The sequence below is a fragment of the Zhengella mangrovi genome, assembly GCF_002727065.1.
GTDB lineage: Bacteria > Pseudomonadota > Alphaproteobacteria > Rhizobiales > Rhizobiaceae > Zhengella > Zhengella mangrovi.
The window spans coordinates 56,234-82,611 of sequence record NZ_PDVP01000015.1; the positions used below are offsets into that span (position 1 = coordinate 56,234).

Sequence of the window (26,378 nt, forward strand, 5' to 3'; positions counted from 1 at the left end):
AGCCTTTTCTCGTCGAATTCATATCGGCGTCAAATTTCGGGCGGAACCTATATGATTGCCGCCGGATTGTGAACACGCTTATTTGCCGCTGTTTTGCGGACCCGGCAAGCCGAAGCGCTGCCTGATCTTGTCTTCCAGCAGGTTGCGCACATCGCGGTATGCACCCAGGATCTGCTCCCGCGTTCCCCGGGTGTCGCTCGGATCATGCAGCGGCCAGTACTCCAGGTCGCCGGCATGGGTCCGCATCATGTCAACGGCCGTGTGGTGGGCCTGCGGCGAGAGCGACACCACCAGGTCGAAGTAGTCGTCCTCCAGTTCGTCCAGCGTCTGGGGAAGCCGCTGCCCGAGCGACAATCCCTTTTCCGCCAGGACCGCATCGACGAACGGATCGCGTTCGCCCCTGCGCACGCCGGCTGACGCTATGTAGGTGCCGGGCGGCAAAAGGGAACGGGCCATCTGCTCGGCCATCGGCGAGCGAATGGCGTTCAGGGAGCACAGGAAGAGGATCGAGCCGGGCCGCGCCGTCATCCGCCTCTCCGCCTATCCACGCCAATGCAGCACGCAAACCAGCGTAAACAGGCGGCGCGCGGTATCGAAATCGACCTCGATCTTGCCGGCAAGCCGCTCCATGAGCGTCTGCGAGCCCTCGTTGTGCAGGCCGCGACGGCCCATGTCGATGGCTTCGATCTGGGTCGGAGACGCCGTGCGGATAGCCTCGTAATAGCTCTCGCAGATCATGTAGTAGTCCTTCACGATCCTGCGGAAGGGCGTCAGCGAGAGGATATGCGTGATGACCGGATCGCCGCCTTCGCGGGTGACCTCGAAGACCAGCCGCGACTCGACCAGCGAAAGCCTGAGCTTGTAGGGCCCCTCGCCCGTATCGCCGACGGGCTGGAAGCTGTTCTCCTCGACCAGGTCGAAGATCGCCACGGCGCGCTCGTGCTCGACGTCCGGCGTCGACCGGCCGATCGATTCGTCGAGCACGACGTCGACGAGCCGCGCCGTCTCGCCGGCGGCGCCCATCAGGCAGCGCCCGCCCGGTTCATGCGGATGGCGACGGACCGGCCATGGGCATCGAGCCCTTCCGCCTTCGCCAGGGCAATCGCCGCCGGGCCCAGTTCGGCCAGCTGGTCGGGGCCGAGCTTCAGGATGGAGGTGCGCTTGACGAAATCGAGCACCGACAGGCCCGAGGAAAAGCGCGCCGAGCGAGCCGTCGGCAGGACGTGGTTGGAGCCGCCGACATAATCGCCAATGACTTCCGGCGTGTGGCGGCCAAGGAAGATGGCGCCGGCGTTGCGCACGCGATCGGCCAGCGCCTCGGGATCGGCGGTGGCGATCTCCAGGTGCTCGGCGGCGATGCGATTGGCCAGGGGCACGGCATCGTCGAGGCTGCCGACGACGATGACGGCGCCGAAATCGCGCCAGGAGGCCGCCGCCGTCTCGCTGCGGCCAAGCAGTTTCAACTGGCGCTCGACGGCCTGTTCCACCGCCTCGCCGAAGGCGGCGTCGTCGGTGACCAGGATCGACTGGGCAGCCGTGTCGTGCTCGGCCTGGGCCAGCAGATCGGCGGCGATCCAGTCCGGATCGTTCTCGCCATCGGCGATGACGAGAACCTCGGACGGGCCGGCGATCATGTCGATGCCGACCGTGCCGAAGACCTGCCGCTTGGCCGCGGCGACATAGGCATTGCCCGGGCCGACGATCTTGGAAACGGGCCGGATCGTCTCGGTGCCATAGGCGAGCGCGGCCACCGCCTGGGCGCCGCCGACACGGTATATTTCCGAGACGCCGGCAAGGCGCGCGGCGGCGAGCACCAGCGGATTGATGCGGCCATCGGGCGACGGCACGACCATGACGATGCGCTCGACACCGGCGACCTTGGCCGGCACGGCGTTCATCAGCACGGAACTGGGGTAGCTGGCGGTGCCGCCGGGCACGTAGAGGCCGACGGCCTCGACGGCAGTCCAGCGCGAGCCAAGCTCCACGCCGATGGCATCGCGGTAGCGGTCGTCCTTCGGCATCTGGCGCTCATGATGGGAGCGGATGCGATCGCGCGCCAGTTCCAGCGCGGCCATGGTGCCGGCATCGACGGCCGCGGCCGCCGCGTCGATCTCGGCCGCGGTGACGGCGAGACCGGTTGCGGACAGGTCGGTGCGGTCGAAACGGCGGGTGAAGTCGATCACGGCGGCGTCGCCGTCGCGGCGCACGGCAGCGATGATGTCGCGGACCGCGGCGTCCACGTCGGCGGAGACTTCCCGCTTGGTGGCCAGAAAGGCGGAAAACCGGGTTTCGAAATCCGGTTCCGACTGTCTCAAGGTAATGGCCATCGCCGTGCCTGTCCTACTGCTCGTTGCGGCTGTTGTCGTGATCGGGTCGAGACAGCGTTTCCCATGCCGCGCCGATATCCGTCAACTGGACTTCGATGCATTCGACCTCGAGGCGAACGGCCGCGCCGCCGGAGAAGGTCAGCTCGATGGCGCCGGCCGGATCCTCGCCGCGATGAAAGGTGACGGAGAGGAGGTTGAGAATGTCCTCGCCCTTCGAGCGGTCGATCCCCGAGGAGCGGACGCCGGTGACCCGCTTGATCGCCAGGACCGAGCGGCGGCGCTCGCCGCGCCGGTCGAACAGGCCGCGCCGCTTTTCCCAGACGAAGCGGTTCATCTCCAGCGTGAAAGTCCGGCTGCGCGGATCCGGAACGAGGTCGGCGACGCGCATGACCGCGTCCTGCACGTGGGCGGAGACGATCCGCAGGTCTTCGCTGTCGAAAGCGATCAGTCTGAGGGGATTCATGATCCGGTCACGCCTCGCTGGTTGATGTCGGACCCGCCCGGCCGGCGAAGGGCCCTCCCCTAGTTAGGCCGTGCGCGGCCCGTGTGCAACTGCACAAAAGGGATCATCCGGAGACGCGCTCGATCGCCGCCCCGCACCGCGACAGCTTTTCCTCCAGCCGCTCGAAGCCGCGGTCGAGGTGGTAGACGCGGTTGACCTCGGTCACGCCCTCGGCGGCGAGGCCCGCGATGACCAGCGCCGAGGAAGCCCGCAGGTCGGTCGCCATGACCGGCGCGCCCTTCAGCCGGGGCACGCCCTCGACGCGGGCCACCTGGCCGGACAGCGATATCTTCGCGCCCAGGCGCGCCAGTTCCTGGACGTGCATGAAGCGGTTCTCGAAGATCGTCTCGGTGATGTGCGACACGCCGCCGGCACGCGTCATCAGGCCCATGAACTGCGCCTGCAGATCGGTGGGGAAGCCGGGATAGACCTCGGTCGCGACATCGACCGGGCGGATGCCCCCGCCGGCGCGCGCGACGCGGATGCCGCCATCAACGGCTTCCACCGTGGCGCCGGTGTCGCGGATCTTGTCCAGCGCGGTCTCCAGCAGGTCGGCGCGGGCGCCCTCCAGCAGGACGTCGCCGCCGGTCATGGCCACGGCCATGGCATAGGTGCCGGTCTCGATGCGATCGGGAATGACGGACACGCGGGCACCGGACAGCGCCGTGACGCCATCGATGCGGATGGTCGGCGTGCCCGCGCCCTCGATGCGCGCGCCCATGGCATTGAGGCTTTCGGCCAGGTTGACGATTTCCGGCTCGCAGGCCGCGTTCTCGATCAGCGTCTCGCCGCGGGCCAGGCTGGCGGCCATGAGCATGACGTGGGTGGCGCCGACGGAGACCTTCGGGAAGGTGAAGCGATTGCCGCGCAGGCCACCAGGCGCGCGCGCCTGCACGTAACCGTTCTCGATGTTGATCTCGGCGCCGAGCGCCGTCAGGCCGCTGATGAAGAGATCGACCGGCCGAGTGCCAATGGCGCAGCCGCCCGGCAGCGAGACATTGGCCTCGTGCATGCGTGCCAGCAGCGGGCCGATGACCCAGAAGCTCGCCCGCATCTTGGACACCAGTTCATAGGGCGCGGTGGTGTCGACGATGTTGCGGGCGGTGAAATGGATTGTGCGGGAATAGCCCTCGTCCTGGCGTTCGCGCCGTCCGTTGACCGAATAGTCGACGCCGTGATTGCCCAGGATGCGGATCAGCTGCTCGACATCGGCCAGGTGCGGGACGTTCTCGAGCGTCAGCGTGTCGTCGGTCATCAGCGCGGCGATCATCAGCGGCAGGGCCGCGTTCTTGGCGCCGGAGATCGGAATCACGCCGCGCAGTTCGTTGCCACCCTTGATGCGTATCCTGTCCATGGGCTCCCGCCATTCGGTTCGGTCGGTGCCGGGCGCCCCGGCAAAGCGGATGCTCTAGACCATAGGCCGAAACGGTTCAAGAACATGGTGCATGCAATGTTGATTGCTCGCCGGATGCGGGCCGCCGGGCGGACCCGGCCTAGCCCCCGTCTCCGGTGTCCGAATCCCCGTCCGCCGCGAGGCCGGCCGGGCGCGTGTCGGGCTCGCCGGATCGCCGCGCCCGCGACTGCGCCTTGCGGCGCTGCAGGTTGGCGCGCAACTGGTCGGCCAGCCGCTTCCTGCGGGCTTCCTCGGCCGTCTTCGCTGCCGGCTGCCTGTCCTTGTCCATCCGCTTCAAATCCCGTTGCGCGAGGCACGGCCAAGGAGATGCCGCGTCACCGGCGGGCTGGCAAGTGCGGAAGAGAAAAAAATGCGGCCGCGAGTGCTTGCGCCCCGGGCATCGATGTGGCAGAAGTCCGCCGCATTCCAGAGCGCTGCCGTAGCTCAGGGGTAGAGCACTCCCTTGGTAAGGGAGAGGTCGAGAGTTCAAATCTCTCCGGCAGCACCAGGGACATTCCAGAAAAACCAGAAGCCTGATGCCCAAAACCAGCGTTTTGGCTGGCATGTATCCCGCAGAAATCCGCTGCAGAAATGGGCATCTGCGGAAAAGCGGGGTATCCACCCCCTCCAGACCAGCCCTATCCTGTCGACATCGACCAGACCAGGACGTTGGCCGAGCCAGCCGACATGCGCATCGACGCCACCGCCCAGTGGAACACGTTTCTCGCGCCGAAAGAGCTTCCGGACAAGCACACTTGGTACAGAACCCAACCGGTTCTGTAGTTTCTCCCATCAACATGCATCGTACAAAACACGCTTGCAGATTCCGAAGCCTGGCTACTTTCACAAATGCGGATATTTTCTGTCGGTGGCCGGAATGCATCCATGAAATGTACAAGCTTGGAAAACTGAGACAAAAATGCCAATCTCATTTCATCACAATATTCGATCCCGGAGAATGCCAGTTCAGATTTGACTCACAAAAAAGGAGAGAAACAGATGAAACGTTATTTCAGTTATAGTTTCAGCATCGGGACTATTTTCCTCGCAGCGATAACTTTTTTCCTGATTTCTTTCCTCGCCTCGCCGGAACAGGCGCGCGCGGAATGGGTGAAATGCGCGGACGAGAACGGATACTGCTATTTGGAGCAAGGGACCGATGTGAGATACGGTGCAAGGGGCACCTTCGCCATGGACTATTTCGGCGCCGGCAGAATGCACTGCAGCAACAATACGTTCGGCGATCCCTTGTACGGTGTCCGAAAGGCCTGCTTCAAATGGGTGAACGAGCGCTCGAACCGCTGGGTTCATTGCGCAAAGGAGAACGATGTTTGCCGCTTCCGCGGCGGTAGTCGCCAGGTTCGCTACGGAGCCAGGGGCGAGTACGCCTATGTCACGGCCAGAAGTCCGGTAGCCTGTAACAACCAGACCTTCGGCGATCCATTGTACGGCGTGGTCAAAGATTGCTGGGTCTTAGAGCACTAAACTGATCGATCAGCATCCAATGCGGTCCAACTGACCTCCATACAGCATCGACCGGACCCTACCGGAAAAGGAAGGCGGCCCGAGCCTTGTGACCGCCTTCTTCGTTGTCGGTGATCGTCCCATGGGGTCTTCCTCCTTCCCGAAAATCGCAAGGAAAGAAGGTTACGCGGGCATTCAAATCGCTCAGGCAGCACCAGCCCGGCAATCCATCGCCGATGATTTGACCGCCGGTCAGCCGCTCGGGGCGACGTGCAGCCGCGTGCCCACCCATTCGTCCAGTTCCGGCGGCTCGATGCCCGGTCCGTCGGCGACCTTGCGGCGGCGGGTGAGCGTGCGTTCCCAGTCCAGCGCGCTGGAAACGATCTCGCGCAGCGACTCATGGGCCGGTTTCCAGCCCAGGACGCGGCGGGCGCGTCCTGCTTCGGCGATCACCGTGTGCAGGTCTCCCGGGCGGCGCGGCTCCATCCGGACGTCGAACTCACGGCCCGAGACCTCGCGCACGCAATCGATCACCTCGCGGACCGTGAAGCCGTTGCCATAGCCGAGGTTGGCGACGAGGCTGTCGCCGCCGGCGCGCAGGTGGCGCAGCGCCAGCCAGTGCGCCTCGACAAGGTCGGTCACGTGGATGAGGTCGCGGATGCAGGTGCCGTCGCGCGTCGGGTAGTCGTCGCCGAACACCCGCATGACCGGATGCCGGCCCACGGCCGTCTCGCAGGCGACCTTCAGCAGGTGGGTCGCGCCCGGGGTCGACTGCCCCGTCCGGCCTGCCGGATCGGCGCCGGACACGTTGAAGTAGCGCAGCGCCGCATACCGGAAATCATGGGCCGCGGCGGCGTCGGCAAGCATCATCTCGCTCATCAGCTTGGAGCGGCCATAGGGGGTCGCCGGATCCAGCCGGCCGTCCTCGCGGACCGGCGTTCCGTCGCCCTCGCCATAGACGGCCGCCGTGGAGGAGAAAACGAAATTGCGCACGCCCGCCGCGATGGCGACCTCGATCAGCGCGCGCGTGGCGCAGGTGTTGTTGTCGTAGTAGCCGAGCGGGTTGGCAATCGAGTCCGGCACGACGACCGACCCGGCGAAATGCAGGATGGCATCGACCTTTTCCTCTCGCAGGACCCGGCGGACCATCATGGTATCGGCAATGTCGCCGACGACGAGACGGGCTGCCGGCGCAACCGCCCATGCATGGCCCGTCGACAGGCGGTCGATGACGACCACGCGTTCGCCGGCATCGATCAGCCGCCAGACCATGTGACTGCCGATGTAGCCCGCACCACCCGTGACCAGAATTGCCATCACCCTACCTCCTTGCGGATGCGGGGCGGCGCCGGTCACGATGCCGGTTCCGCCCCATCTGTCCGCACAGCTTAGGGAAGATGTTTTGAGATCCGGCGAGTTCCCGGCATGGCATTTTAGCCATCCGTGCAAGGAATGGTTTACCCCGACGGGACGGGGCACCCCGCAGCCGCCTGGCTGCGGGGCGGAACGACCTACTTGCGGACGAGCGCGTCGCGGATTTCCGTCAGCAGCCGGATGTCTGCCGGCGGCGGCGCGTCGGGGGCCGGTGCCTGCGGCTCCTCGAAGGACCGGCGGACCTTGTTGACCGCCCGGACCATCATGAAAATGATGAAGGCGAGGATCACAAAATTGATGATCACCGTCACGAAGTGACCGTAGGCCAGCACCGCGCCCTGCTCCCTGGCCGCGTCGAGCGTGCTCGCCGTGACGCCGGAAGCCAGCGGGAGGAAGTAGTTGGAGAAATCGAAGCCGCCGAAAATGGCGCCGACGATCGGCATGATGATGTCGTCGGTCAGCGACTTGACGATCAGGGCGAACGCGCCGCCGATGATCACGCCGACGGCCAGATCCATGACATTGCCCTTGGCAATGAATTCCTTGAATTCTTTCAGCATCGGTTTGTCCTCATGTCCCGGTTGCCCCACGGATTTGCCTTCAGGCAAGCCCGGTACAATCGGTAGCACGTTTCCCGCCGAACACCACGCCGGTTACGGTTACATGCCGCGCCGGCAGGTGACGTGCCGTCAAACCAATTGGCTATAGCCGCCCGGGCCCGGGTGACTCGCGGTTTTCCCGTCAATCCAGTATCACTGGAACAACAAACGGGAGGATGCCGGCGGGATGAACAACTGGGTGATCATTTTCACCGCTCTCGCCTACCTGTCGCTTCTCTTCGCGATCGCGAGCTGGGGCGACAAGCAGCGCAAGATGAACGCCAGCCAGTACCGCCCGATGGTCTACTCGCTGAGCCTGGCGGTCTATTGCACGTCGTGGACGTTCTTCGGATCGGTCGGGCTGGCCTCCGAACGCGGGCTGGAGTTTCTCACCATCTACATCGGCCCGGTGCTGGTCTACCTGTTCGGGCACCGGATGCTCAGGCGCATCCTGCGGGTCTCCAAGGCCGAACGCATCACCTCGATCGCCGACTTCCTGGCGGCGCGCTACGGCAAGAGCTTCTCGGTTGCGGCGCTGGCCACGGTGATCGCGGTGGTGGGCACGGTTCCCTACATCGCGCTGCAGCTCAAGGCCGTTGCCGGCTCGATCGAACTGATGATCACCCATGAAAGCAGCGGCACGGGCAACCCGTTCCCCGGCGACATGGCGATGATGGTCGCGGCGCTGCTGGCCCTGTTCGCCATCCTGTTCGGCACGCGCCATGCCGATGCGACGGAACACCAGGACGGCATGGTCATGGCCATCGCCGTGGAATCGGTGATCAAGCTGGTCGCCTTCCTGACCATCGGCGTGGCGGTCACCTTCTTCATGTTCGACACGCCGGCGACGCTGATGGACGCGATCCGCGCGAACGAGCGGGTGCAGGCGGCGCTCAGCTACCAGACCAGCCCGACCACCTGGATCGTCATGACCATGCTCAGCGGCATGGCCATCCTGATGCTGCCGCGCCAGTTCTACATCTCGGTGGTGGAAAACCGGTCGGAGCGGGAACTGGAGACTGCTACCTGGCTGTTTCCGCTCTACCTGCTGGCGATCAACATCTTCGTCCTGCCAATCGCCTTCGCCGGGATCACCACCATCGGCAGCCAGGCCAGCGCCGACCTCTACGTGGTCGCCATCCCGCTCCTGAAGGGCGACGACCTGCTGGCGCTGGTCTCGCTGATCGGCGGCATGTCGGCCGCCACGGCGATGGTCATCGTCGCCAGCGTGGCGCTGTCGATCATGATATCCAACGACCTGGTGATCCCGGTCCTGCTGAAGCGGGCGAAGATCCCGACGGCGGGCGAAAAGGAGGACTGGTCGCGCATCATCCTCAACGTGCGCCGGGCGTCGATCTGCCTCATCCTCGTCGCCGCGCTCTTCTACCACCAGGAAATCGCGGACAACATACGGCTGGCCTCGATCGGCCTGCTGTCCTTCGCGGCCCTGGCACAATTCGCCCCGGCCTTCATCGGCGCGCTTGTCTGGCGCAATGCCAATGCTCGCGGCGCGGTGCTGGGCATGACCGCCGGCATCCTGTTCTGGGGCTACACGCTGCTGCTGCCCTCGTTCCTGCCGGACGACGCCACGCTGCTGACCGACGGCCTGTGGGGCTTTGCCGCGCTGCGGCCGCAGGCGCTGTTCGGCTCGATCGCGGAACCGCTGAACCACGGCGTGCTGTGGAGCCTGGCGGCCAACACGCTGTTCTTCGTCATCGGCAGCCTGTCACGCGCGGCTACGCCGCGCGAGCGCATCCAGGCGGCCATTTTCGTGCCGCGCGAAAGCGCCCAGATCGCCGGTCTGCGCCGTTTCCGCACGGCCGTCACCAACAGCGAACTGAAGGACACGATCTCGCGCTACCTCGGCGCGGAGCGCACCGAGCGCTCGTTCCAGACGTTCGAACAGTCAGAAGGCCGCAAGTTCACCGGGTCGCAACTGGCCGATGCCGGGACCATCCGGTTTGCCGAGCAGTTGCTGGCGAGCGCCGTCGGATCGTCGTCGGCCCGGCTCGTGCTGTCGCTGCTGTTCCAGCGGGTCGACGCCAATTCGCGCAATGCCTACCGGCTGCTCGACGACGCCTCGGAAGCCCTGCAGCAGAACCGCGACCTGCTGCAGATCGCGCTCGACCAGATGGAAGACGGCATCACGGTCTACGACCAGGACTTCCGGCTGTCGTGCTGGAACCGCCAGTTCCGCACCCTGTTCGACCTGCCGGACGAACTGGGCCAGGTGGGCACGTCCATATCCCGGGTGATCGAACACCTCGCCCAGCGCGGCGACATCGCCAAGGGTGACGAGGAAACGATCCTGGAGCGCATGACGGTCACGCACCTGACCTGGCAGATCGAGCTGATGAGCAGCGGGCGGGTGATCGAGGTCAGGTCCAACCCGATGCCGAGCGGCGGCGTGGTGGCCAGCTACGCCGACATCACCGACCGGGTGAAGGCGGATCTCGCGCTCAAGCGGGCCAACGAAACGCTGGAACAGCGCGTCGCCGCGCGCACGGCCGAACTGATGGAACTCAACGAGGAACTGGGGCAGGCGCAACGGCTGGCGGAAGAGGCGAACCTCGGCAAGACGCGTTTCCTGGCCGGCGCGGGCCACGACATCCTGCAGCCGCTGAACGCCGCGCGGCTCTATTGCTCGGCGCTGAAGGAATCCATCGCCGACGACCCGACGCGATCGGCCCTGTCCAACATCGATTCCTCGCTGGATTCGGTCGAGACGATCCTCGGCGCCGTGCTCGACATCTCGCGCCTCGACACGGGCGCGCTGAAGCCGAAGGAGACCACCTTCCGGCTCGATTCGATGCTCGAGCAAATCCGCAACGACTTCCAGCCGTCGGCGCGCGAAAAGGGGCTCGCGCTGCGGATCGTGCCGTCCGCCCTGCATGTCGAGACGGATCGAAACCTGTTCCGCCGGCTGCTGCAGAACCTGGTCTCGAACGCCATCAAGTATACCCGGACCGGCAAGGTCGTCGTGGGTGTGCGGCGACGCGGACCGCTGTGCGAAATCCAGGTCTTCGACACGGGCATCGGCATCCGCGAGGACAAGCTGGATACGGTCTTCCGCGAGTTCACCCGCCTCGACGAAGGCGCGCGGGAAGCCGAGGGGCTGGGCCTCGGCCTGTCCATCGTCGACAGGATCGCCCGCGTGCTGCGGCTGGAGATCCGCATCTCGTCGCAGCCGGGCAAGGGCACCTGCTTTTCGGTGCTCATCCCGGTGACGCAGGCCAATCCGCTGGAGATCGTCGCCCCGTCCGGGCCGGGCAAGGCCTCGCGGGGATCGCTGGCCGGCACGCGGGTTCTGTGCATCGACAACGACGCGCGCATCCTGGACGGGATGCGGATGCTGCTGGAAAACTGGGGATGCGAGGTGCTTGCCTATACCGGGGCGGCGGAGTTCGCCGACGCGTTCGCGCGCGACGGGCAGGTGCCGGACGTCCTGGTGGCCGACTACCACCTCGACGGCGCCACCGGCTTCGAGGCGATCAGCGCGATCCACCAGGTCCTTGGCCAACCGGTGCCGTCGATCATGCTGACGGCCAACCGCTCCGACGAGGTGAAGGCGGCGGCGGAAGAACGGCAGATCCCGCTGCTCTACAAGCCGGTCAAGCCGGCAGCGCTTCGCACCGCGCTGACGCGCAGCCGGCGAATCGTGACCCGGGCGGCGGAATGACAATGGCCGGAAGCGGATTTGGCTCGCGGAACGATCAGTTGCCCATGGACAGGGGTTCGGTGCCGATCCGGGACAGCCGGATGACCGCCTGCGTCCGGCTATCGACGCCGAGCTTCTGCAGCACGGCCGAGACATGGGCCTTGATCGTGGCTTCCGAGACGTTGAGCTCGTAGGCGATCTGCTTGTTGAGCAGGCCTTCGGCGAGCATGGACAGCACCCGGGTCTGCTGCGGGGTCAGCGTCTGGATGCGCGCGATCAGGTCGGAGATCTCCGGATCGTGCTCCTCGCCAAGATCGATATTGGCCGGCGTGACGATCTCGCCTTCGAGGACCGCTTCGACCGCGCCGCGGATCTCGTCCATGCTGGCGGACTTGGAAATGAAGCCCGACGCGCCCAGCTCGAGCGAACGGCGGATGGTTTCCGGATCGTCGGTGGCCGAAACGACGATCACCGGCACGGCGGCCTGGAGCCCGCGCATGCCAACGAGGGCGGACAGGCCGCTGGCGCCGGGCATCGACAGGTCGAGAAGGATGAGATCGAGATCGTCGTGGCTTCCCGCGAGGGTCTTGGCCATGTCGAAATCGCCCGCTTCGACGATCTCGATATCCGCGATGGCACCCATGATGGCCTGCTTGAGGGCGCCGCGAAACAAGGGGTGATCATCCGCCACGAGGACTTTCGTTCCAGCCGTCAAATCACCCTCCCCTTCGCAACGGGCACGCTCCGGATGCATGCTCCATGCTTGCGTTTGGATTATCCGATGTTACCAGTTGTTTTCAAGTTGAAGTTTTCGGCACGCACACCAGGGGGCAAGGGGCGCATGCCGATCGGACAGACGCGGCGGGGCCGGAAGCGGCAGCGCCGGCACACGGGACCGCAGGACAGACGACGTTGCACAGACAAGAAAGCGACATTCCGGCGCCGGTTCTGATAGGCACGCTGGGCACGGGATACGCAGCGGTTCTGCTTGGCGGGGCTCTCCTGGAGCGGCTGGGCGTTCCCGCCGGCGTCATTCACTGGATCGTCGTCATCGCGGCATTCACACCGTTCGTGGCCCTCGGGGTCTTTTCGGGTTCGATGCGCCAGCGCGTCTTCACGGGCGCGGACGGCCAGGGCGGAAGCCTGTTCATGGCCGGCGGTCTCAGCGCGGCGGCCGTGACGGGCGGCCTGTTCTTCTTCGTCTCGGTGCTGACCATCCGGTACACGGGCGCAATGTTTGCGGCCGTGGCCGGACTGGCGGCCGGTCTGCTGCTGTCCGGTCTCGCGGTGCCGCGCCCGGGCGAGCGCACGGCTCAGCCCGCAACGGGATCAGCCCGCCTGTACCAACAGACCGGAAGCCAGACGGTCCGGCGGATCGCCGGGCTGTTCCTCGGCCTTCTCGCCCTGGGGGTGCTCGTCGCCCAGAGCAGCGCGCTCCACCTGCTGCTCGATACGCTGGCGCCGGGCCTGATGCCCCTTCCCTGGCTGCTGACCAGCGTGATCATCCTGGCCGGCGCCTGGACCGGCGGGTTCAACAGCGCCGGACGCAGCCTCGCCTTCTCCCTGGTGGTGACCATGCTCGGCGTCATCACTCCGCTCTTCATCCTGTTTTACCGGACCAGCGACCTGACCTGGACGGACCTGCTGGCCGGGCCCGTCGACATTGCCAGCGCCGCTCCCGACCCGGCGCAACTGCCCCTGGCGCTTGCTACGCTGGAATGGCCCCTCTCCCTTCCCGGGGACTGGGCCGGCCTCGGCACCCTGTTTGCCAGCATGATGCTTGCCGGATTCGTGTTCGCCAGCCTCTACCCATCCCTGGCGGTGGTCCGTGGCCGGGTCACGTCGCGCCGCGGCTCCCTGATCGCCGCGCTGCTGTTCCTGGTCGCCGCGCTGGCCGCAGCCCTGAACGCCCGCCTGTCCGGGATCGTAATCGCGGGTTCCCTGCCGGACCTGGCCGCCGGCCAGATCGGCACCGATGCGGCCTGGCTGTTCAAGCCGGGAACCGGGCTCCTGTCCGGCCTGGTGGACATCTGCGGCATGCCGGCGGACACGCCGTTCGTCGTGCAGGCGGCTTGCGGGTCTGCCGCGCACAGCATCGACCTGGCCGACATCCGCGTGAACCCGGCGACGGCCTTCCTCATTCCCGCCGCTGCCTACGGCATGCCGGTGGCAGTCTGGCCGGCAATGATCGCCGGTGTTGCGCTGGCTGCCGCCGGAACGGCGGCTGCCATGCTCGCAGCCCTCGGCAACCTGTTCGCGGAAGGACCGGCAGCGCAGTTCGCAGGGCAGAAGGGACGGCCGGTTTCGGGCCGGCTCGCCACGGCCCGCGCAGCCATGCTGGCCGCTGCCTTCGGGGCCCCCTGGATCGCCGCTCACGGCGGCATCGCGCCGCTGGGCCTGCTGATCTGGCCCGGCGCGCTGGCCGTGGCGGCACTGGCCGTCCCCCTTGCCCTGCCCGGGTGGAAGACCGCCGCGCGGCGCGGCCCCGTGATCGCCGGCATGCTGACCGGCGCGCTGGCCCCGGCCGCAGTGATGGCCTGCCAGGGCGCGGAATTCGTCATTCGCGCCGGCGATCCGGGCGAAGACCTCATTCACCTTCTCGCTGCCATCCCGGTGCCACTGGCGACCCTGGCGGGCGTTGCGGCCAACCTTTTGGCGATGGCCCTTGCGGGCATGGTGTGGAAAGAAGACAAGAACAGGACGCGGAGGATCCAAGACCATGAGCGCGGACAACCTGGCGGCATTGGGGCTTGACCCGACGCTTCTCGACGAGACCCGGATTCCCGGCGAGGTCAAGGACCTGAACGCCGACATCCTGAAACGGCTCGGCGACACACCCGACATGTGGCTGTTTCCGCCGTCGCTGCTGCGCGAATTCCGGCTCGACGGGCGCGGCCCGTTTCCGCTCTGCCCGGAGGACGAGGCCGCCGAGGCCCTTGCCGTTCCCGGACCCGCCGGGGATATCCCGGCGCGTGTCTACCGCCCGGCCGGCGGCGGATCCCGTGGCGTCTACCTGCACATTCATGGCGGCGGATGGGTGCTTGGCAGCGCGCGCGAGAACGATTCGCGCAACCGGCGGCTCGCCGATGCCTCCGGGCTGACGGTGATCTCGCTCGACTACCGGCTGGCGCCGGAGCATCCGTATCCCGCCGGTCCGGACGATTGCGAGGCGGCGGCGCTGTGGCTGGCGACGGGCGACCACGGCTTCGAGACGGGGCGGCTGGTGATCGGCGGCGAATCCGCCGGTGCGCATCTTTCGGTCATGACGCTGCTGCGTCTGCGCGACCGGCACGGCCTGCGCCCGTTCCAGGCGGCCAACCTCAACGCGGGATGCTACGATCTCGCCGGCACGCCGAGCGTGCGACGCTGGGGCGACGAGAAGCTCATTCTCAACACCCGCGACATGGACAGGTTCGTCGCGCATTTCCTGTCGGCAGGCGGCGAGACCGCGTCACCGGACGTTTCTCCCCTGCATGCCGACCTTGCCGGCCTGCCACCGGCGCTTTTCACCTGCGGTACACGCGACCTGCTGCTCGATGACACGCTGCTCATGGCGGCCCGCTGGCGCGCGGCCGGCAACACGGCGCAGGTCTCGATCTGGCCCGGCGGCTGCCACGTGTTCCAGGCCTTCGCGACGGACCAGGCCGACCGCAGCCTTGCCGAGATCGAGGCCTTCGCCGGCGGTGTGCCGGAGGACCGCGCGTGAGCCTTCTGATCGAGACGCATCGCTCCTTCGTCAACACGTGGGAATGCGACGAGAACGTTCACCTGAACGTCCAGTTCTACCTCAAGCGGTTCGACGAGGCGGCGCGGTTCTTTGCGCTTGCGCACGGCCGGGACCATGCGGGGCCGCTGCCCGCCGTGCGGCACGTGCGCTACCATTCCGAACTGGCCGGCGCGCAATCCGCGGTCATCCGTTCCGGCGTCGTAGGCGACGGGCCACTTGTCGGCTGGACCGTCCACCGGATGGAGGAGAACAGCACCGGGCGCCTGTGCGCCACGGCCGTGGACGCGCCGGCCGGCTTCGGGAGCGCAGCGCTTGCCAGCGAGGACGAAGCAGCGCCGGCCCTGCCGCGCAGCGTCGATCCGACCCCGCGGCCGGGCAGAAGTGAGGCGGACATGCTCGACGGCGGTGGCCTCGTCGTACACCGCTGCATCGTCGCGCCATCGGAATGCGACGCGAAAGGCCGGCTGATGCAGCAGTTCCACATCGCGCGGTTCACCGACGGCGCGCCCCACCTCTGGGATCACGCGGGCATCAGCACGCGCTGGCTCATCGACAACGGGCTTGGCCGCGTGGCCGTCGAAATGCAGATCCGCCATCACAACCCGGCCATGGCCGGCGATGCGCTGAAGCTGGTTTCGCGGGCGGAAACCGGCGGCGGAAAAACGATCCGGCTGCACCACGAACTGATCCGAGCGACCGACGGCCTGCCCATTGCCAGCGGCGAAGTGATCGGGCTGGTCATGGACCTGACGACGCGCAAGTCGGTCCGGCTGGACCTCGAAGCCTTCGGCTAGGGCCCAGTCAGGCCTGGCGTTCAGGTGCGGTCGGGCGGCGTCCGGCCGTTCTCCTTCTCGAGGTCCTTCGCGATGCCCATGAAACGGCGCATGAACTTTTCCATGAAGCCGAGGGTCTTCTCGAACTCCTCGTCGCTGGGCAGGCCATCGTTGCCCGTAGCCGCCGGGCGGCCCTCCAGGTCGGCGAGGCGCTTTTCCAGCGCCTCGACCCGGGTGCGCAGGTCCGCGACCTCCGTGTCCCAGGCCTGGCGCTCGTCGGCGCTCATGCGGCAGACGAGGCCGCCTTCCTCGTCCCGGCATACCGAGATCGCGCCAGTCTGGCGGTCGAGACGGACATAGCGGTCGCCGTCCCGTTGAAGGTCGAAGCGCATTTCCTGGGCGCTCGCGGGAGCGGCCGCCCCGATGGCAAGGGCAAGGCCTGCCGCGGCAATCCTGGGGTTCATCATGGCGTTCGTCCTCTGGCTGGTTGTCATCGATCGTCTCTTTCACAAGCGATGATAGCGGCGGAAATGGCCGGAAATGGGGACAGGTCCCGGATTGGCACCGCTCCTTCTTTCGCTTTGCGACAGAAGAGACTATAGGCCAAACCATGGACCGGATCATTTACAAGATTGCGACGCGCGCCCAATGGGCCGAGGCCGAAGCCAAGGGCCGGTTCGACGGCGCCCCCGTCGATCTCGCCGACGGCTTCATCCATTTTTCCACAGCGCAACAGGTGAGGGAAACGGCGGCAAAGCATTTTGCCGGGCAGCACGACCTGCTGCTGGTTTCCGTCGATGCCGGCGCGCTGGGCGACGCACTGCGATACGAGGTTTCGCGCGGCGGCGCGCTGTTCCCGCACCTCTATGCCCTGCTCGACCTTTCGGCCGTGCGCTCGGTCGCGCCGCTTCCGCTCGGGCCGGACGGGCAGCACGTGTTCCCGGACCTGGAGGCGGACTGAGCCATGATTGGCGACACGCTTGGCCTCGCCCTGTTGTTCCGCTTCCAGCCGGAAACGGCGCACGGGCTTTCCATCGCGGCGCTGAAAGCGGGGCTGGGCGGCCGGTTCGATGCCGGCTTCGACCCGCGGTTGGCAACCACGGTGGCGGGCCTCGCCTTTCCCAATCCGCTGGGCATGGCCGCTGGCTATGACAAGAACGCGGAAGTTCCCGATGCGCTGCTCCGGCTCGGCTTCGGGTTCGCGGAGGTGGGGACCGTGACGCCGCGGCCGCAGCCGGGCAATCCCAAGCCGCGCATCTTCCGGCTTCCCGAGGACCGGGGCGTGATCAACCGGCTTGGCTTCAACAACGAGGGCCACGCGGCGGCGCTGGCGCGGATCAGGGCGCGGGCTGCCCGGGCCGGCATCGTCGGCGTCAACATCGGCGCCAACAAGGACAGCAGCGACCGCGTGGCCGATTACGTGGCGGGCGTGAAGACCTTTGCCGCGCACGCCTCCTACCTGACGGTCAACGTGTCGTCGCCGAACACGCCGGGCCTGCGCAACCTGCAGAGCCGGGAAAGCCTGGCGGAACTGCTGACGCAGGTGATGGCGGCGCGCGATGCCTGTGCCCGCGACACCGGCAAGAGGCCCCCGGTCTTTCTCAAGGTTGCGCCGGACCTCTCGGAGGAGGAGATGGACGACATCGCCGAAGAGGTGCTCGACAAGGGCACCGACGGGCTGATCGTCTCCAACACCACGCTTTCGCGCGCCGGCCTGACCGATACGGCGACGGGACAGGAAGCGGGCGGGCTTTCCGGACGGCCGGTGTTCCAGCGCTCGACGGCGGTGCTGGCGAAACTGCGCAAGCGCGTCGGTCCGGACCTGCCGATCATCGGCGTCGGCGGCGTGGAAGACGCCGAAACCGCGCTGGAGAAGATCCGGGCGGGCGCCGACCTCGTGCAGCTCTATTCCTGCATGATCTACGCCGGGCCGGGTCTGCCGGCGACGATCCTCAAGGGCCTTGCCGCCTTCATGGACCGGGAGGGGCTCACCGGCCTCGGCGACATCCGCTCCGCCAGCCTGGAGCGATGGGCCGCGACCCGGCTCTGACCCGTCAGGCGGCGAAGACCTGGCGGCGCCGGGTGAGGAGAATGGCGCCAAGGCTGACACCCCGGGCGACGAGGAAGACGTGCAGCGCCGCCCACAGGCCGGCATTGCCATAGAGCGGCACCAGACCCCAGACCGCGGCAAAATAGAGCGCAAGCGACACCAGCATCATGTTGCGCATGTCGCGCGACCAGGTGGCGCCGATGAAGATGCCGTCCATCTGGAAGGCCAGCACTCCCGTCAGCGTGCAGAGCGCCGCGAGCGCCAGGTGATCGGCCGCTTCCGCCCGCACGGCCGGAGCCGTGGTCATGGCGTCGATGAGCCAGTCGCCGGTCACCAGGAAGATCGCCAGCAGCGCCGCCGCCAGGCCGAGACCCCACCAGAGCGTCAGCGTCACCGCCCGGTCGAAGGCGGGGCGGAAGCGGGCGCCGATGGCGCGGCCGACGAGCTGTTCGGCGGCGGTTGCGAACCCGTCGAGGAAATAGCCGGCCAGCATGAAGAAGTTGAGCAGGATGGCATTGGCGGCCAGCGTGACCGTTCCAAGCTGGGCGCCGACGCGCGTCAGCCAGGCAAAGGCCATGAGCAGCGCGAAGGAGCGGATCATGATGTCGCCGCTCAGGCCGAACAGGCGCCTCAGCGCGACCGGGTCGATGACCGAGCGCCAGGGCACCCGCCAGGTGTGGCGGAACCGGCGGGCCAGCAGGGCAAGGCCGACGGCCAGGGTCAGCGTCTCACCGAACACGGTTCCCCAGGCCACGCCTTCCAGGCCCCAGCCGAGCCAGAGGCCGAGCGCGATCGAAAGGGCGATATTGGTGCCGTTGAGCAGGATCTGCAGGGCAAGGCCCGTGCGCCCCTCGCCACGGCCCAGCACATAGCCGAGGATGACGTAGTTGCCGAGCGCGGCCGGCGTCGAGAGGACGCGGATGAGGATGTAGACCACCATGGCCTCGGCTGCTCGGGGGCCCGGATCGACAAAGGCCTTCCCGGCGGCGGCGATCAGCGGGCCGGCCAGGAGCACGAGCAGGCCGGAGACGAGCGCGACGAACAGGGCCCGGTAGAGGACGAGACGTTCGCCGGCCGCGTCGCCTCTCCCGGTCGCCTGGGCGACGAGACCGGTGGTGGCGGCGCGCAGGAAATTGAAGGTGGTGAAGACGACATCGAAGACGATGGCACCGGCCGCCAGCCCGCCCTGCAGCGCGGGATCGCCGAAACGCCCGACAACGGCCGTGTCGGTCAGGCCGAGCAGCGGCGTCGACAGGTAGGCCAGCGTCATCGGCACCGCGATGGCGAGCACGAGGCGGTTGTTGACCTCGAAAGGCCGGCCGCCGGCAGGGTCTGCGTTCACAACGGCCAAGGCGGCCACTCCTGTCAATTCGCGCGCTTCAGCCCGTCCAGGCCTTCCGGCGCCACCGGACAGGCTGTCCGGGATTGCTGCGATTCATCAATGCGCCACAATCCCGGGCCGTTCCGGAGTTGCGCAATTGCGGACGCAACACCGGTGTCCACTTTTGCTGGAATTGCCCTACAACACGATTCATGGCGCTGCATATCGTTCACCACCCCGATTACGACGCAAGGTTCTCGCCTGTCCATCGCTTTCCGATGAGCAAGTACACGCTGCTCATGACAGCGCTGCGGCAGCGCGGACTGATCCGCCCGGAGACCCTGCACGTTCCCGGGGAAGCGCCGCGCAGCTGGCTGATGATGGCCCACGACGCGGTTTACGTGGACCAGGTGATCGGCCTGGCGGTACCGGAGCGCATCGAGAAAGAGATCGGCTTTCCGGTGGATGCGGCCGTCTCGCGGCGTGCGCGGCTGGCCTCGGCGGGCACGGTGATGGCGGCACGGCTGGCGCTGGAGCACGGCGTGGCCTGCAACACGGCCGGCGGCAGCCACCATGCCAGGCGCGCCCAGGGGGCCGGCTTCTGCACCTTCAACGATGTCGGGGTGGCGGCCAGCGTGCTGCTGGCCACGGGAGAGGCGGAACGGATCCTCGTGGTCGATTGCGACGTGCACCAGGGCGACGGCACGGCGGATGTCTTTCGCGACCAGGCGCGCGTCTTCACCTTCTCGCTGCACGGCGCGCGGAACTACCCGGCGCGCAAGATACCAGGCGACCTGGACATGGAACTGCCGGACGGGACCGGGGACGACGCTTACCTGTCGGCACTTTCGGAGGCGCTTGGCCGGATCGAGACGCGGTTCCTGCCCGACCTCGTCTTCTACAATGCCGGCGTCGATCCGCACCGGGCGGACCGGCTCGGACGGCTTGCGCTGAGCGACGACGGGCTCAGGGCGCGCGACCGGATGGTCTTCTACCATTTCCGGGAACGGGGCATCCCGGTCTGCGGCGTCATCGGGGGCGGCTATGCGCGCGAGATGACAGGTCTCGGCGAGCGCCACGCCATCCTGTTCGACGTGGCCGCTCAGTTCGCCGGCCCCTTGGTTCAGCCCCTGCGGTAGTTGAGCAGGCGCAGGACGAAGAAGGCAGGAACCACGATGACGGCGCCGAGCAGGAAATAGCCGAAGAAGCGGTCGATCGCCTGGAAACCCATCTCCCAGATCGCGTGGAAAAAGTCGCGTGCGGCGAAGATCACGTCCCAGGGCGTCCAGTCCAGCCCGGCCAAGACAAGGCCGACCAAGAAGGACACGACGATGAGCTTGAAGACGACGCGCACCGGCGAATCGCCCAGAAACCTGACCAGTCCATTGCTCATGCTGTTGTCCTCGCACGCAGTTGACGATGGTCAGATACGGTCTCATCATGTCGACTTCAAGGGACGGTGCGCCATGGCAGCTTCGGTTCGACACGAGATTTCCCTTCAGGCCGCCGGGCTCGCGGCGCTGGCCGGGTGTGCCCTTCTGTTCGGCCTGGCGCGGCTGGTGGACGATACGCCGCACAGCGCCGACCCGGTGACCATCGCCGGCGGCGGGTTCGTGGCCAACTACCGCGTTTCGGAGATTTTCGCCGGTTTTACCGCTTTCGTCGTCAAGCCGGTGGCCTCCGGCTCCATCCTGGAAGCCACGTTCGAGGACCCGGCCGGCGGACCGCCGATCACGGTCAGCGAGCGCTTCCGGGTGAAATCGCCGCGCATCGTTCTGCGGACGCCGGCGCTGCATGACGTGGTCAGGGACAGGCCCTATGCCGTCGACGTGCGGCTGCTCTCCTATGACCGTTCGGAGGAATTCTGGCACACGTCCATGACCTTTCGCAGCCAGGTCGGCTCGGACATGATCGCCGACAAGCCGCTGACCGTCGGCCCGGGCTACATGCCGAACCCGGAGCTGAAGCAACCATGAGAGGGACGGCTGGAGCGGGCGATGGGGATCGAACCCACGACATCAAGCTTGGGAAGCTTGCGTTCTACCACTGAACTACACCCGCGCAGCGGAGGCCTAGATTGACCGTGGCAAGCGAGATGTCAAGCGGATAGACACCGCGACGCGGGCTGTTGCCAGTGGCACGGTGGCGGCCTGTCGCTGACGGGACGGGTTGCCGGCCACCATCCCGCGTCCAACCGAAAAACGGAAGCACGATCGCCATGAACGGACCGACCAAGGCCATCGAAGCCCTGCTGGAACGGGAGCAGTGGAAGCCGGAACGCCTGGAACTGCGCCGGATCATCCTTGAGAGCGGGCTGCTGGAGGACATCAAGTGGGGCAAGCTCTGCTACCGGTTCGACGGCCGGAACGTGGCCATCATCTACGGCATGAAGGCCTGTTGCGCCGTCGGCTTCCTCAAGGGTGCGCTGCTCGCGGATCCGGACCGGCTGCTTGTCGCCCCGGGGCCGCACTCGCAGGCCATGCGGCAGATGCGGTTCAACAGCGTCGACGACATCCTGGCGCGCGCGCCGGCGCTTTCAGCCTTTCTGGCGGAAGCGATCACGCTGGAGCAGGAGGGGCGGCAGATCGATTTCAAGGCATCGTCGGCGCCCGCCTATCCCGAGGCCCTGAAAGAGGCGTTCGAACGCGACCCGGCTTTCGCAAGCGCGTTCCATGCGCTCACGCCCGGGCGGCAACGGGGCTATCTCATCCATTTCACCGGCGCCCGGCAGGCCGAGACCCGGCGGCGGCGCGTCGAGGCCTGCCGGCCGGCCATCCTGGAGGGCAAGGGGTTCAACGACCGCTGAGCCGGAAGCGCCCGGGCGCGTTCGCAGCCGCCGGATCCGCGGAGGGCGTCTCAGTAAGCGCAGACCAGCGCCGAATTGACGATGCTGTCGGGCGACAGCTTGCGCAGTTGCAGCGCCGTTCTCGGCGGCAGCCTGTCCAGCCCGAGAACCCGCTCGAACAGGCAGAAATCCTCGTAGCCGCATTCCTTCAGGATGGCATCGACCTCCTGGCCGTCCGATGCGCCGGTGCGTTCGTACAGGATGACAGGGCGATCGCGCCGGATGGTTTTCCTGGCGCCGCGCAGAACATGGGCCTCATATCCTTCCACGTCCACCTTGATCAGATCCACGCGGCGGCCCGGCGCCCGGGCTTCGACGAGGCTGTCGAGCGGTTCCAGCCGGACCGGAACATTGAGCACGCCATCTGCCGCCCGCGCGCAGGGCCGCGCAATCGATGCGCCGCCGAGATTGCCTTCCTCGCGGATGGTGATCACGCCTTCGCCACTCGTGTCCGACGCCCCGATGCAGACCGGCGTCACCCTGGACGTGTCCTGCAGCATGAGGTTGGCTTCCAGCAGCTTGAAGGTGACGGGGTTCGCCTCGACCGCGATCGTCTCCTCGAAGAAGTCCGAATAGCGGGTCGCGTAAATGCCGATGTTCGCGCCGACATCGACGAACAGGTCCATCCGGTCCAGGTCGCGGCCAAGATCGGCGAACCGGTTGCGGACCAGGTGGTCCAGTGTCTCCAGTTGCGAACTCTCGAAAATGCCGGTCGAGATGATCCTTCGGGCGATCAGGTCGTTCGAAGACACGCAAACGGATGGAATGCGCCCCGTGCGCCGCGTCGCGCGCTTTGCCATGCGGTCCAGTGCCCGGGAGAGGAGCTCATCCACGACAAGGCGTGACAGGCTTCTTTCGCTGGCGACGACAGTGCCTGTTTCGTCCCCCGGCCAGACAATTCTCATCGGTTCCACCCTGCTGGTCTGAAATGCATTGACGTTCCGGTTCCGCCATGCCGGGGCGGGCCCGGGACCACCGCCATGAACCGCGCCTTCCTCCGGGCACACGTCCGGCCGGCGTTTCGCTACAGCATGTTTTCCATACGAGCCGTTACCAGAGGACGAATCGAACGCCAATACTTTGGTGAATCGCTATTTCCGTGGTTAATATTCGTTTCTTGAAACTATGTTTTATATATTATCATATTATATTTGTATTTTGTATGACCTTACCTCCATCCCGGCACATCGCGGGATCACGTCGGGTCGCCTTTTGCCTGCCCAGCTGCAACCTTGCCCTTGCGGGCCTGATAGGCACTGGCATCGCCGAAATCGGCAAAGCCGGCGTGGACCGGATGGGTTCCCCTGGCCGTCCGTGCGTGCTTGATCGGGCACCAGCGGGTTTCCGTGCGCGCGGCGATCTCGCGGACATAGGCAAGCAGGCCGTTGGCATAGGAACAGTACCAGCAGTTGAGTTTCTCCAGCCCGTTCAGGTAGGCCAGCTTGTAGCGGTCGAAGACGATGTAGTCGGCGCGCCTGACCTTCTGCAGGCCGTAGGCGGGGAAACAGACCGCCTGGTAGAGCGAGACGAAGAGATCGAGCAGCACCAGCGGAATGATCACCGCGTAGATGAAGGGCGCCGTCAGCGCCACGGACAGCCGCCCGCCCGCGATATACCTGAGCAGATGCGTCCGCATCTCGCGGTGGAGACGCACCGCCTCGGCCTCGAAGACAGCCCTGCCGCGCTCCATGCGGTAATTCAGTTTCTCGCGGCGCTCGGCGATCGCCTTTTCCAGGTCGTCCTGCAGCTTTTCGAACCTGTCCGCCAGTTCCCGGTCGATCGACATGGCCTTCCTCCGCGCATGCATGCAGGCTTTTGCTTGCGGACATGGGAGACCGCCAGGCCGTCGCAAGTCAAGCGCGATCGCCTCAGCGGAAATGCTTGGACAGCTTCAGGCCCTGCGCCTGGTAGTTGGATTTCAGGTCGGCGCCATAAAGCGCGCCCGGGCGCGCCAGCATGTGCTCGTAGACGAGGCGGCCGACGATCTGGCCATGCTCGAGAATGAAGGGAACCTCGTGGCTGCGCACCTCCAGAACGGCGCGCGCGCCCCTGCCCCCGGCGCCGGCATGGCCGAAACCGGGATCGAAGAAGCCGGCATAGTGGACGCGGAATTCGCCGACCAGCGGATCGAACGGGGTCATCTCGGCAGCGAAATCGGGCGGCACGTGCACCGCCTCGCGGCTGACGAGGATGTAGAACTCGTCCGGGTCCAGCACCAGTTCGCCAAGGCCGCGGCCCTGCAGCGGCTCCCAGAAGTCGAGGACGTCGTGGGCGGCCTTCCGGTCGACATCGACCAGGCCGGTGTGATGCTTGCCGCGATAGCCGATCAGGCCGCCCTCGCCGCCCATCAGGTCGATGGAAAGCGCCAGTCCGCCGCCGGAGATATGCGGCTCGCCCTCGTCCACCAGCGCCTCGGAACGGTGCAGCAGCATGAGCTCGCCTTCCGAAAGCAGGGCATGACCCTTGCGGAAACGGATCTGGCTCAGGCGCGAGCCGGTCCGTACCACGATGGGAAAGGTGCGCGGGCTGACCTCCATGTAAAGCGGGCCGGTGTAGCCCGGCGCGATCTTGTCGAACTCGCGGCCGTGGTCCGTCATCACCCGGGTGAAGATGTCGAGGCGGCCGGTCGAGCTCTTCGGATTGGCGGAGGCGGAGATCGCCTCGGGCAGATCGAGGCTTTCCAGCAGCGGGATGATGTAGACGCAGCCGGTTTCCAGCACCGCACCCTCGGTCAGGTCGATCTCGTGCAGGCGAAGCCGGTCCAGCTTGGCCTCGACGGTCGACGTGGGGCCGGGCAGGAAGGACGCGCGGACGCGGTAGGCGGTGTGGCCCAGGCGCAGGTCCAGGCTGGCCGGCTGGACCTGGTCTTCATCCAGCGGCCGGGCGCTTTTCAGGCTGCCTGTCCGAAAAAGGTCGGTGATGTCCCGGTCGGGCAGAATGCCGGTCTGGCGCACGTGTCCCACTCCTCCTGTCTGACCGGACAGCTTTATCGTCACGGTGCGTTGACGCAAGGGAGCGGCGGCCGTATAAGCCCGTTATCCCGTGGTGATTTGGCCGGCCGGCTTGCAGCCACGTAAAATAAGTCGCTAAAGGGCCGAGTGGGAACCCGGCTTGCGACTTTCGCGGCCGGTTTTTTTGTTTTTGAAAGCTGACACGATGGCCGAGACAAAACGCCCTCTCCACCCGCAAACCACCCTCGTTCATGGCGGCACGCTGCGTTCGCAGTTCGGCGAGACGTCCGAGGCGATGTACCTGACGCAGGGTTTTGTCTACGACAGCGCCGAGGCGGCCGAGGCCCGTTTCAAGGGCGAGGAGCCGGGCTTCATCTACTCGCGCTATGCCAATCCCACCGTCGACATGTTCGAAAAGCGCATGATCGCGCTTGAGGGGGCGGAAGACGCGCGGGCGATGGCCTCGGGCATGGCCGCCGTCTCGGCCGCGCTCCTGTGCCAGTTGAAGGCCGGCGACCACATCGTGGCGGCCAAGCAGTTGTTCGGGTCATGCCGCTGGGTGGCCGAGACGCTGTGCCCGAAGTATGGCATCGAGGTCTCGATCATCGACGGCACGAAGCTGGAGGAATGGGACGCGGCGCGGCGGCCGAACACCCGGGTCTTCTTCCTGGAAAGCCCGACCAACCCGACGCTTGCCGTCATCGACATCGCCGCGGTGGCCGGCATCGCCAATGATCACGGCATCACGGTGGTGGTCGACAACGTCTTCGCGACACCGCTCTACCAGAAGCCGCTGGAACTGGGCGCCCATGTCGTCGTCTACTCGGCCACCAAGCACATCGACGGCCAGGGCCGCTGCCTTGGCGGCATCGTGCTGTCGTCGAAGGAGTGGATCGACGAGAACCTGCACGACTATTTCCGTCACACGGGCCCAAGCCTGTCGCCGTTCAACGCCTGGACGCTCCTGAAGGGGCTGGAAACGCTGCCGCTGCGCGTCACCCAGCAGACGCAGACGGCCGGCCGGATCGCCGACTTCCTGGCTGACCACGGCAAGGTCGCGCAGGTCATCTACCCGGGGCGTTCCGACCATCCGCAAGCCGGGATCATCGCCCGGCAGATGGCCGGCGGGTCGACCATGGTGTGCCTGGAACTGAAGGGCGGAAAGGACGCGGCCTTCGCCTTCGAGAACGCGCTGGAGATCATCGCGATCTCCAACAATCTCGGCGACGCCAAGAGCCTCGTCACCCACCCGACGACGACCACGCACAAGAACCTGACCGAGGACGCCCGGCTGGAGCAGGGCATCCGCCCCGGCACGGTGCGGCTCTCGGTGGGGCTGGAGCACGCCGACGACCTGATCGCAGACATCGAGCAGGCGCTGGCCAGGGCCTGAC

The 26,378-nt window shown here is 66.6% G+C and carries 26 protein-coding genes, 2 tRNA genes and 1 riboswitch; of the genes, 12 read left to right on the forward strand and 16 right to left on the reverse strand.

The features are described 5' to 3' along the window. Positions 1-78 precede the first annotated feature (78 nt). The 6 genes from CSC94_RS19045 to CSC94_RS19070 all read right to left on the reverse strand — a co-directional run bounded on the left by CSC94_RS19045 (position 79) and on the right by CSC94_RS19070 (position 4,511). On the reverse strand, positions 79-528 hold the full coding sequence (locus CSC94_RS19045) for an arsenate-mycothiol transferase ArsC (protein WP_099307964.1): 450 nt from the start codon (positions 526-528) through the stop codon (positions 79-81). A 12-nt stretch (positions 529-540) separates the two neighbouring features. Continuing rightward, positions 541-1,023, reverse strand: coding sequence for a UPF0262 family protein (locus CSC94_RS19050; RefSeq protein WP_099307965.1), 483 nt, complete (start codon positions 1,021-1,023; stop codon positions 541-543). Beyond that, the gene (gene hisD / locus CSC94_RS19055) at positions 1,023-2,327 is read right to left on the reverse strand and encodes a histidinol dehydrogenase (protein WP_099307966.1); all 1,305 of its coding nucleotides are present in this window, start codon (positions 2,325-2,327) and stop codon (positions 1,023-1,025) included. Before hisD ends, CSC94_RS19050 begins: the two co-directional genes overlap by 1 nt. Before the next feature lie 13 nt (positions 2,328-2,340). After that, positions 2,341-2,790 (reverse strand): DUF2948 family protein, encoded by a 450-nt coding sequence (locus CSC94_RS19060; RefSeq protein ID WP_099307967.1) that lies wholly within the window; start codon positions 2,788-2,790, stop codon positions 2,341-2,343. A 103-nt stretch (positions 2,791-2,893) separates the two neighbouring features. After that, complete coding sequence (murA, locus tag CSC94_RS19065; protein ID WP_099307968.1) at positions 2,894-4,183, reverse strand: UDP-N-acetylglucosamine 1-carboxyvinyltransferase; 1,290 nt, start codon at positions 4,181-4,183, stop codon at positions 2,894-2,896. A gap of 139 nt (positions 4,184-4,322) precedes the next feature. After that, a complete protein-coding gene (locus CSC94_RS19070; protein ID WP_099307969.1) occupies positions 4,323-4,511 on the reverse strand; it encodes a hypothetical protein in 189 nt (62 codons plus the stop codon). 144 nt (positions 4,512-4,655) lie between these two features. On the opposite strand from CSC94_RS19070, the gene CSC94_RS19075 reads away from it, so the two are divergent. Further along, positions 4,656-4,730: transfer RNA gene (locus CSC94_RS19075), tRNA-Thr, on the forward strand. 491 nt (positions 4,731-5,221) lie between these two features. After that, on the forward strand, positions 5,222-5,707 hold the full coding sequence (locus tag CSC94_RS19085) for a hypothetical protein (protein WP_099307971.1): 486 nt from the start codon (positions 5,222-5,224) through the stop codon (positions 5,705-5,707). Positions 5,708-5,938: 231 nt separating this feature from the next. Here the strand turns inward: CSC94_RS19085 and galE are convergent, their stop codons facing one another. Further along, a complete protein-coding gene (galE, locus tag CSC94_RS19090) occupies positions 5,939-7,003 on the reverse strand; it encodes a UDP-glucose 4-epimerase GalE (RefSeq protein ID WP_099307972.1) in 1,065 nt (354 codons plus the stop codon). 194 nt (positions 7,004-7,197) lie between these two features. Beyond that, the gene (gene mscL, locus CSC94_RS19095; RefSeq protein WP_099307973.1) at positions 7,198-7,620 is read right to left on the reverse strand and encodes a large conductance mechanosensitive channel protein MscL; all 423 of its coding nucleotides are present in this window, start codon (positions 7,618-7,620) and stop codon (positions 7,198-7,200) included. Positions 7,621-7,846: 226 nt separating this feature from the next. On the opposite strand from mscL, the gene CSC94_RS19100 reads away from it, so the two are divergent. Beyond that, positions 7,847-11,338 (forward strand): hybrid sensor histidine kinase/response regulator, encoded by a 3,492-nt coding sequence (locus tag CSC94_RS19100; protein ID WP_099307974.1) that lies wholly within the window; start codon positions 7,847-7,849, stop codon positions 11,336-11,338. Positions 11,339-11,372: 34 nt separating this feature from the next. Here CSC94_RS19100 and CSC94_RS19105 read toward each other — a convergent pair whose 3' ends face one another. After that, positions 11,373-12,032, reverse strand: a complete 660-nt coding sequence (locus CSC94_RS19105; protein WP_425356535.1) for a response regulator — start codon at positions 12,030-12,032, stop codon at positions 11,373-11,375. A 197-nt stretch (positions 12,033-12,229) separates the two neighbouring features. Between CSC94_RS19105 and CSC94_RS19110 the strand changes: the two genes are divergently transcribed. From CSC94_RS19110 to CSC94_RS19120, 3 genes are read left to right on the forward strand one after another with little or no spacing between them, the layout of a single operon-like run. Beyond that, positions 12,230-14,071, forward strand: a complete 1,842-nt coding sequence (locus CSC94_RS19110; RefSeq protein WP_099307976.1) for a hypothetical protein — start codon at positions 12,230-12,232, stop codon at positions 14,069-14,071. Beyond that, positions 14,037-15,023, forward strand: a complete 987-nt coding sequence (locus CSC94_RS19115; RefSeq protein WP_099307977.1) for an alpha/beta hydrolase — start codon at positions 14,037-14,039, stop codon at positions 15,021-15,023. The genes CSC94_RS19110 and CSC94_RS19115 overlap by 35 nt, the downstream gene beginning before the upstream one ends. Beyond that, positions 15,020-15,838, forward strand: coding sequence for a thioesterase family protein (locus CSC94_RS19120; protein ID WP_099307978.1), 819 nt, complete (start codon positions 15,020-15,022; stop codon positions 15,836-15,838). Before CSC94_RS19115 ends, CSC94_RS19120 begins: the two co-directional genes overlap by 4 nt. A gap of 20 nt (positions 15,839-15,858) precedes the next feature. Here the strand turns inward: CSC94_RS19120 and CSC94_RS19125 are convergent, their stop codons facing one another. Continuing rightward, complete coding sequence (locus CSC94_RS19125; protein WP_245408412.1) at positions 15,859-16,284, reverse strand: hypothetical protein; 426 nt, start codon at positions 16,282-16,284, stop codon at positions 15,859-15,861. 143 nt (positions 16,285-16,427) lie between these two features. Between CSC94_RS19125 and CSC94_RS19130 the strand changes: the two genes are divergently transcribed. Then, entirely contained in the window at positions 16,428-16,778 is a 351-nt protein-coding gene (locus CSC94_RS19130) for a DUF952 domain-containing protein (RefSeq protein WP_099307979.1), read from the forward strand. A 3-nt stretch (positions 16,779-16,781) separates the two neighbouring features. Further along, positions 16,782-17,867: a quinone-dependent dihydroorotate dehydrogenase gene (locus CSC94_RS19135; protein ID WP_099307980.1), complete on the forward strand. Its 1,086-nt coding sequence runs from the start codon at positions 16,782-16,784 to the stop codon at positions 17,865-17,867. Positions 17,868-17,871: 4 nt separating this feature from the next. On the opposite strand, the gene CSC94_RS19140 is transcribed toward CSC94_RS19135, so the two are convergent. Next, positions 17,872-19,209: an MATE family efflux transporter gene (locus CSC94_RS19140; protein ID WP_425356536.1), complete on the reverse strand. Its 1,338-nt coding sequence runs from the start codon at positions 19,207-19,209 to the stop codon at positions 17,872-17,874. 191 nt (positions 19,210-19,400) lie between these two features. On the opposite strand from CSC94_RS19140, the gene CSC94_RS19145 reads away from it, so the two are divergent. After that, positions 19,401-20,327 carry a histone deacetylase family protein gene (locus CSC94_RS19145; protein WP_099307981.1) on the forward strand — a complete coding sequence of 309 codons (927 nt, stop codon included), beginning with the start codon at positions 19,401-19,403 and terminating at the stop codon, positions 20,325-20,327. On the opposite strand, the gene CSC94_RS19150 is transcribed toward CSC94_RS19145, so the two are convergent. Next, positions 20,312-20,581 (reverse strand): DUF6460 domain-containing protein, encoded by a 270-nt coding sequence (locus CSC94_RS19150; protein ID WP_099307982.1) that lies wholly within the window; start codon positions 20,579-20,581, stop codon positions 20,312-20,314. The genes CSC94_RS19145 and CSC94_RS19150 overlap by 16 nt on opposite strands. A 73-nt stretch (positions 20,582-20,654) precedes the next feature. Here CSC94_RS19150 and CSC94_RS19155 point away from each other — a divergent pair, with 73 nt between their 5' ends. Further along, positions 20,655-21,164, forward strand: a complete 510-nt coding sequence (locus CSC94_RS19155; protein ID WP_099307983.1) for a hypothetical protein — start codon at positions 20,655-20,657, stop codon at positions 21,162-21,164. A gap of 10 nt (positions 21,165-21,174) precedes the next feature. Here CSC94_RS19155 and CSC94_RS19160 read toward each other — a convergent pair. After that, positions 21,175-21,249: transfer RNA gene (locus tag CSC94_RS19160), tRNA-Gly, on the reverse strand. A 157-nt stretch (positions 21,250-21,406) separates the two neighbouring features. Between CSC94_RS19160 and CSC94_RS19165 the strand changes: the two genes are divergently transcribed. After that, positions 21,407-21,994, forward strand: coding sequence for a YdeI/OmpD-associated family protein (locus tag CSC94_RS19165; protein WP_099307984.1), 588 nt, complete (start codon positions 21,407-21,409; stop codon positions 21,992-21,994). A 50-nt stretch (positions 21,995-22,044) separates the two neighbouring features. Here the strand turns inward: CSC94_RS19165 and CSC94_RS19170 are convergent, their stop codons facing one another. The 3 genes from CSC94_RS19170 to CSC94_RS19180 all read right to left on the reverse strand — a co-directional run bounded on the left by CSC94_RS19170 (position 22,045) and on the right by CSC94_RS19180 (position 24,987). Beyond that, on the reverse strand, positions 22,045-22,938 hold the full coding sequence (locus CSC94_RS19170) for an FkbM family methyltransferase (RefSeq protein ID WP_099307985.1): 894 nt from the start codon (positions 22,936-22,938) through the stop codon (positions 22,045-22,047). Positions 22,939-23,228: 290 nt separating this feature from the next. Then, on the reverse strand, positions 23,229-23,819 hold the full coding sequence (locus tag CSC94_RS19175; RefSeq protein WP_205853362.1) for a hypothetical protein: 591 nt from the start codon (positions 23,817-23,819) through the stop codon (positions 23,229-23,231). Positions 23,820-23,901: 82 nt separating this feature from the next. After that, positions 23,902-24,987, reverse strand: a complete 1,086-nt coding sequence (locus CSC94_RS19180) for a 2'-deoxycytidine 5'-triphosphate deaminase (RefSeq protein WP_099307986.1) — start codon at positions 24,985-24,987, stop codon at positions 23,902-23,904. 78 nt (positions 24,988-25,065) lie between these two features. After that, a riboswitch (SAM riboswitch) is annotated at positions 25,066-25,143 on the forward strand. Positions 25,144-25,189: 46 nt separating this feature from the next. On the opposite strand from CSC94_RS19180, the gene CSC94_RS19185 reads away from it, so the two are divergent. Beyond that, positions 25,190-26,377 carry an O-succinylhomoserine sulfhydrylase gene (locus CSC94_RS19185; RefSeq protein WP_099307987.1) on the forward strand — a complete coding sequence of 396 codons (1,188 nt, stop codon included), beginning with the start codon at positions 25,190-25,192 and terminating at the stop codon, positions 26,375-26,377. Position 26,378 lies beyond the last annotated feature (1 nt).

What these genes read in the sequence shown, in the direction of transcription:
- CSC94_RS19185 (WP_099307987.1), top strand. Translation starts at nt 25,190, where the DNA reads ATGGCCGAGACAAAACGCCCTCTCCACCCGCAAACCACCCTCGTTCAT.
- CSC94_RS19100 (WP_099307974.1), top strand. Translation starts at nt 7,847, where the DNA reads ATGAACAACTGGGTGATCATTTTCACCGCTCTCGCCTACCTGTCGCTT.
- mscL (WP_099307973.1), bottom strand. Translation starts at nt 7,620, where the DNA reads ATGCTGAAAGAATTCAAGGAATTCATTGCCAAGGGCAATGTCATGGAT.
- galE (WP_099307972.1), bottom strand. Translation starts at nt 7,003, where the DNA reads ATGGCAATTCTGGTCACGGGTGGTGCGGGCTACATCGGCAGTCACATG.
- CSC94_RS19060 (WP_099307967.1), bottom strand. Translation starts at nt 2,790, where the DNA reads ATGAATCCCCTCAGACTGATCGCTTTCGACAGCGAAGACCTGCGGATC.
- CSC94_RS19070 (WP_099307969.1), bottom strand. Translation starts at nt 4,511, where the DNA reads ATGGACAAGGACAGGCAGCCGGCAGCGAAGACGGCCGAGGAAGCCCGC.
- CSC94_RS19125 (WP_245408412.1), bottom strand. Translation starts at nt 16,284, where the DNA reads ATGATGAACCCCAGGATTGCCGCGGCAGGCCTTGCCCTTGCCATCGGG.
- CSC94_RS19050 (WP_099307965.1), bottom strand. Translation starts at nt 1,023, where the DNA reads ATGGGCGCCGCCGGCGAGACGGCGCGGCTCGTCGACGTCGTGCTCGAC.
- CSC94_RS19130 (WP_099307979.1), top strand. Translation starts at nt 16,428, where the DNA reads ATGGACCGGATCATTTACAAGATTGCGACGCGCGCCCAATGGGCCGAG.
- hisD (WP_099307966.1), bottom strand. Translation starts at nt 2,327, where the DNA reads ATGGCCATTACCTTGAGACAGTCGGAACCGGATTTCGAAACCCGGTTT.
- CSC94_RS19045 (WP_099307964.1), bottom strand. Translation starts at nt 528, where the DNA reads ATGACGGCGCGGCCCGGCTCGATCCTCTTCCTGTGCTCCCTGAACGCC.
- CSC94_RS19165 (WP_099307984.1), top strand. Translation starts at nt 21,407, where the DNA reads ATGAACGGACCGACCAAGGCCATCGAAGCCCTGCTGGAACGGGAGCAG.
- CSC94_RS19150 (WP_099307982.1), bottom strand. Translation starts at nt 20,581, where the DNA reads ATGAGCAATGGACTGGTCAGGTTTCTGGGCGATTCGCCGGTGCGCGTC.
- CSC94_RS19135 (WP_099307980.1), top strand. Translation starts at nt 16,782, where the DNA reads ATGATTGGCGACACGCTTGGCCTCGCCCTGTTGTTCCGCTTCCAGCCG.
- CSC94_RS19170 (WP_099307985.1), bottom strand. Translation starts at nt 22,938, where the DNA reads ATGAGAATTGTCTGGCCGGGGGACGAAACAGGCACTGTCGTCGCCAGC.
- CSC94_RS19115 (WP_099307977.1), top strand. Translation starts at nt 14,037, where the DNA reads ATGAGCGCGGACAACCTGGCGGCATTGGGGCTTGACCCGACGCTTCTC.
- CSC94_RS19085 (WP_099307971.1), top strand. Translation starts at nt 5,222, where the DNA reads ATGAAACGTTATTTCAGTTATAGTTTCAGCATCGGGACTATTTTCCTC.
- CSC94_RS19145 (WP_099307981.1), top strand. Translation starts at nt 19,401, where the DNA reads ATGGCGCTGCATATCGTTCACCACCCCGATTACGACGCAAGGTTCTCG.
- CSC94_RS19175 (WP_205853362.1), bottom strand. Translation starts at nt 23,819, where the DNA reads ATGTCGATCGACCGGGAACTGGCGGACAGGTTCGAAAAGCTGCAGGAC.
- murA (WP_099307968.1), bottom strand. Translation starts at nt 4,183, where the DNA reads ATGGACAGGATACGCATCAAGGGTGGCAACGAACTGCGCGGCGTGATT.
- CSC94_RS19155 (WP_099307983.1), top strand. Translation starts at nt 20,655, where the DNA reads ATGGCAGCTTCGGTTCGACACGAGATTTCCCTTCAGGCCGCCGGGCTC.